Genomic DNA, 252 nt, shown 5'->3' with positions numbered 1-252 from the left:
CACCTGCTACGGTCCCCGCCCCGCTCATCGTCGTTGTAGGCGGTATGCCAATCGTCAAACCCAAAGACACACTTGGCGTTATCCGGTACCCGAATTCGGCCATGAATGCTGCATTGTCTTTCACGTTTGCGCTTGCTCCTGGGATAAACTGACCACCTGCCTTCACATCCGCACTGGCATTGAATGCCGCCCATGCGCCACCGGCACGGATCCACCAGCGGCTGTTATCCGGCTGGAATACCACATCTTGAG

General features: G+C 57.1%; 1 pseudogene. It reads right to left on the bottom strand.

What is annotated here, in order from left to right:
- A pseudogene (locus tag SB764_RS42905) lies at positions 1-252 on the bottom strand (hypothetical protein); the annotation flags it as partial.

Source organism: Paraburkholderia sp. SIMBA_027 (assembly GCF_046535315.1).
Taxonomy (GTDB): domain Bacteria; phylum Pseudomonadota; class Gammaproteobacteria; order Burkholderiales; family Burkholderiaceae; genus Paraburkholderia; species Paraburkholderia tropica.
This window is presented reverse-complemented; position numbering and strand designations above follow the sequence as displayed.